We start from the raw sequence: 4,494 nt of genomic DNA on the forward strand, positions 1-4,494 counted from the left end.
ATCCCTTCCCAGAACAATATTTCCTAGAAATCACCAGTCCAGGCTTGGAACGTCCTTTGAAAACCAAGGATGCTGTCGCTGGAGCGGTTGGGAAATACATCCATGTTGGGCTCTACCAAGCCATTGATAAGCAAAAAGTCTTTGAAGGCACTTTGGTATCCTTTGAAGAGGACGAGTTGACCATGGAGTATATGGACAAAACACGTAAGAAAACTGTCCAAATTCCATACAGTTTAGTATCAAAAGCACGTTTAGCAGTAAAACTATAGAAAAGAAAGGATAGCTTTTGAGGATTCAAAAGTAAAAAGAACATGAGTAAAGAAATGCTAGAGGCCTTCCGCATTTTGGAAGAAGACAAGGGAATCAAAAAAGAAGACATCATCGACGCAGTAGTAGAGTCGCTTCGTTCCGCTTATCGCAGACGTTATGGTCAGTCTGATAGCGTAGCTATCGACTTCAATGAAAAGACAGGCGACTTTACAGTTTATACTGTCCGTGAAGTTGTTGATGAAGTATTTGATAGCCGTTTGGAGATCAGCTTGAAAGATGCTCTTGCCATTAATTCAGCCTATGAACTTGGTGACAAAATCAAGTTTGAAGAAGCACCAGCTGAGTTTGGTCGTGTAGCAGCCCAATCTGCTAAACAAACCATCATGGAAAAAATGCGCAAGCAAACACGTGCCATCACTTACAATACTTACAAGGAACATGAACAAGAAATCATGTCTGGTACGGTAGAACGATTTGACAACCGCTTTATTTACGTCAACCTTGGCAGCATCGAAGCCCAATTGTCAAAACAAGACCAAATCCCTGGAGAAGTTTTTGCTTCCCACGACCGTATCGAAGTCTACGTTTATAAGGTTGAAGACAACCCTCGTGGTGTCAACGTCTTTGTCAGTCGTAGCCATCCAGAAATGATCAAACGCTTGATGGAGCAAGAAATTCCAGAAGTTTACGATGGAACTGTGGAAATCATGAGCGTGGCCCGTGAAGCAGGTGACCGTACAAAGGTTGCCGTTCGTAGCCACAATCCAAACGTGGACGCTATCGGGACAATCGTTGGACGTGGTGGTGCCAATATCAAGAAAATCACCAGCAAATTCCACCCAGCTCGCTACGACGCCAAGAGCGACCGCATGATTCCTGTCGAAGAAAACATCGACGTTATCGAGTGGGTAGCAGATCCAGCTGAGTTTATCTACAATGCTATCGCACCTGCAGAGGTTGACCAAGTTATCTTTGATGAAAATGACAGCAAACGTGCCTTGGTCGTTGTACCTGATAACAAGCTTTCTCTTGCTATCGGTCGTCGTGGACAAAACGTTCGCTTGGCGGCTCACTTGACGGGTTACCGTATCGATATCAAGTCTGCCAGCGAATTTGAAGCTATGGAAGAAGCAGGTCAAGTTGATTACGCAGCTGCGGATGAATTGATCGAAGAATAAAAGCTGCTAGAGGAGGGAAAGATGAAAACAAGAAAAATCCCTTTGCGCAAGTCTGTTGTATCCAATGAAGTGATTGATAAGCGTGATTTGCTCCGCATTGTCAAGAACAAAGAAGGACAGGTCTTTATCGATCCGACAGGCAAGGCCAATGGCCGTGGCGCTTATATCAAGCTAGACAATGCAGAAGCCCTAGAGGCAAAAAAGAAGAAAGTCTTTAACCGCAGCTTTAACATGGAAGTGGAAGAAAGCTTTTATGACGAGTTGATCGCCTATGTTGATCACAAAGTGAAAAGAAGAGAGTTAGGACTTGAATAAGCAAAAGATAAGTAATCTCTTGGGACTTGCTCAACGAGCAGGCCGGATCATATCAGGTGAGGAATTGGTGGTCAAGGCCATCCAAGATCAGAAAGCCAAGCTAGTCTTTCTAGCACAGGATGCTGGTCCCAATCTGACCAAGAAGATTCAAGATAAAAGTGACTATTATCAAGTAGAAGTTATAACCGTGTTTTCAACACTGGAATTAAGCATAGCAGTCGGAAAATCGCGAAAGGTTTTGGCTGTGACAGATGCTGGATTTACAAAGAAAATGAGGTCTCTTATGGAATAGAAGAGGAGGACATGATTTGTCTAAGAAAAGATTGTACGAAATCGCAAAAGAACTTGGAAAAGAAAGTAAAGAAGTTGTAGCGCGTGCAAAAGAGTTGGGCTTGGATGTGAAAAGCCACTCATCGAGCGTGGAAGCTGCTGCTGCTGAGCAAATCGCAGCTAGCTTTAAACCTGCACCTGCTCCTAAGGCAGAAGCAAAACCTGCAGCACCAAAAGCAAGTGTAGAAAAGAAAGCTGAAAAGCCTGCATCATCTAAACCAGCTGCCGCAAAGGAAGAAAGCAAATCAGCTACACCTGCAGCTCCTAAGGAAGAAAAAGTAGTGGCCGCAAGACCACAGAGTCGAAACTTCAAGGCGGAGCGTGAGGCGCGTGCCAAAGAGCAGGCAGAGCGACGCAAACAAAACAAGGGCAACAACCGTGACCAACAACAAAACGGCAACCGTCAGAAAAATGACGGCCGTAATGGTGGTAAACCTGCTCAAGGGAACCGCGACAATCGCCGATTCAACGACCAAGGGAAAAAACCACAAGGTCAAGGGAATCGTGGCAATGATCGCCGTCAGCAACAAGACTTCCAGCCAAAACAAGCTGGACCACGTGTTGACTTTAAAGCCCGTGCAGCAGCCCTAAAAGCAGAGCAAAATGCAGAGTACGCACGCTCAAGCGAGGAGCGCTTCAAACAATCGCAAGCTGCCAAAGAAGCCTTGGCTCAAGCTAACAAACGCAAGGAGCCAGAGGAAATCTTTGAAGAAGCTGCTAAGCTAGCTGAACAAACGCAGCCAGCAGTAACAGTAGCTCCTGTAGCGAAAGAAGCGCCAGTGGATACACGTCGTAAAAAACAAGCTCGACCAGACAAAGAACGTGATGATTATGATCACGAAGAAGATGGTCCTAGAAAACAACAAAAGAATCGAAGTAGTCAGAATCAAGTGAGAAATCAAAGAAATAGTAACTGGAATAACAACAAGAAAAATAAAAAAGGGAACAAGCAAAACAACCGTAACCAGACTCCAAAACCTGTTACAGAGCGTAAGTTCCACGAATTGCCAACAGAATTTGAGTATACAGATGGTATGACTGTTGCGGAAATCGCAAAACGTATCAAACGTGAACCAGCAGAAATCGTTAAGAAACTCTTTATGATGGGTGTGATGGCCACACAAAACCAATCCTTGGATGGAGAAACCATCGAACTCCTCATGGTGGATTATGGTATCGAAGCCAAACAAAAGGTTGAAGTGGATAATGCTGACATCGAACGTTTCTTTGTCGAAGATGGCTATCTCAATGAAGATGAATTGGTTGAGCGTCCACCAGTTGTAACCATCATGGGACACGTTGACCATGGTAAAACAACCCTCTTGGATACCCTTCGTAACTCTCGTGTTGCGACAGGTGAAGCAGGTGGTATCACGCAGCATATCGGTGCCTACCAAATCGTGGAAAATGGCAAGAAGATTACCTTCCTTGATACACCAGGACACGCGGCCTTTACCTCTATGCGTGCGCGTGGTGCATCTGTTACAGATATTACCATCTTGGTTGTAGCGGCCGACGACGGGGTTATGCCTCAGACTATCGAAGCCATCAACCACTCAAAAGCGGCAAACGTTCCAATTATCGTGGCTATCAACAAGATTGATAAACCAGGTGCCAACCCAGAACGCGTTATCGGTGAATTGGCTGAGCATGGGGTTATGTCAACAGCTTGGGGTGGTGATTCTGAATTTGTTGAAATCTCAGCCAAATTCAACCAAAATATCGATGAACTCTTGGAAACAGTCCTTCTTGTGGCTGAAATCCAAGAACTCAAGGCAGACCCAACAGTTCGTGCGATCGGTACGGTTATCGAAGCGCGCTTGGATAAAGGAAAAGGTGCGGTCGCAACCCTTCTTGTCCAACAAGGTACCTTGAATGTCCAAGACCCAATTGTTGTCGGAAATACCTTCGGTCGTGTCCGTGCTATGACAAATGACCTTGGTCGTCGTGTCAAGGTTGCTGGACCATCAACGCCGGTTTCTATCACAGGTCTAAACGAAGCGCCAATGGCGGGTGACCACTTTGCCGTTTACGAAGATGAAAAATCTGCGCGTGCGGCCGGTGAAGAACGTGCAAAACGTGCCCTCATGAAACAACGCCAAGCTACCCAACGTGTCAGCCTTGAAAACCTCTTTGATACGCTTAAAGCTGGTGAGCTTAAGTCAGTTAATGTTATCATCAAGGCCGACGTACAAGGTTCTGTTGAAGCCCTTTCTGCCTCACTTCAAAAGATCGATGTGGAAGGTGTGAAAGTTACTATTGTTCACTCGGCAGTCGGTGCTATCAACGAATCTGACGTGACTCTTGCGGAAGCTTCCAATGCCTTTATCGTTGGTTTCAACGTACGCCCTACACCACAAGCGCGTCAACAAGCGGAAGCTGACGATGTAGAAATCCGTCT

Annotated in this window: 4 protein-coding genes and 1 pseudogene; all 5 read left to right on the forward strand. The window is 45.5% G+C overall.

Translation table 11 applies throughout. The features are described 5' to 3' along the window. Positions 1-269, forward strand: a pseudogene (locus tag GMD5S_RS0209440) (ribosome maturation factor RimP); the annotation flags it as partial. 42 nt (positions 270-311) lie between these two features. Further along, positions 312-1,448: a transcription termination factor NusA gene (nusA, locus tag GMD5S_RS0209445; protein WP_000032277.1), complete on the forward strand. Its 1,137-nt coding sequence runs from the start codon at positions 312-314 to the stop codon at positions 1,446-1,448. 21 nt (positions 1,449-1,469) lie between these two features. Beyond that, positions 1,470-1,763, forward strand: coding sequence for an RNase P modulator RnpM (gene rnpM, locus GMD5S_RS0209450; protein ID WP_000857560.1), 294 nt, complete (start codon positions 1,470-1,472; stop codon positions 1,761-1,763). Further along, positions 1,756-2,055, forward strand: a complete 300-nt coding sequence (locus GMD5S_RS0209455) for a YlxQ-related RNA-binding protein (RefSeq protein WP_001041399.1) — start codon at positions 1,756-1,758, stop codon at positions 2,053-2,055. Before rnpM ends, GMD5S_RS0209455 begins: the two co-directional genes overlap by 8 nt. A gap of 16 nt (positions 2,056-2,071) precedes the next feature. Then, positions 2,072-4,494 (forward strand): translation initiation factor IF-2 (gene infB / locus GMD5S_RS0209460; RefSeq protein ID WP_016893860.1); only part of this gene is annotated, 2,423 nt, incomplete at its 3' end.

Source organism: Streptococcus sp. GMD5S (assembly GCF_000298715.2).
Taxonomy (GTDB): Bacteria; Bacillota; Bacilli; order Lactobacillales; family Streptococcaceae; genus Streptococcus.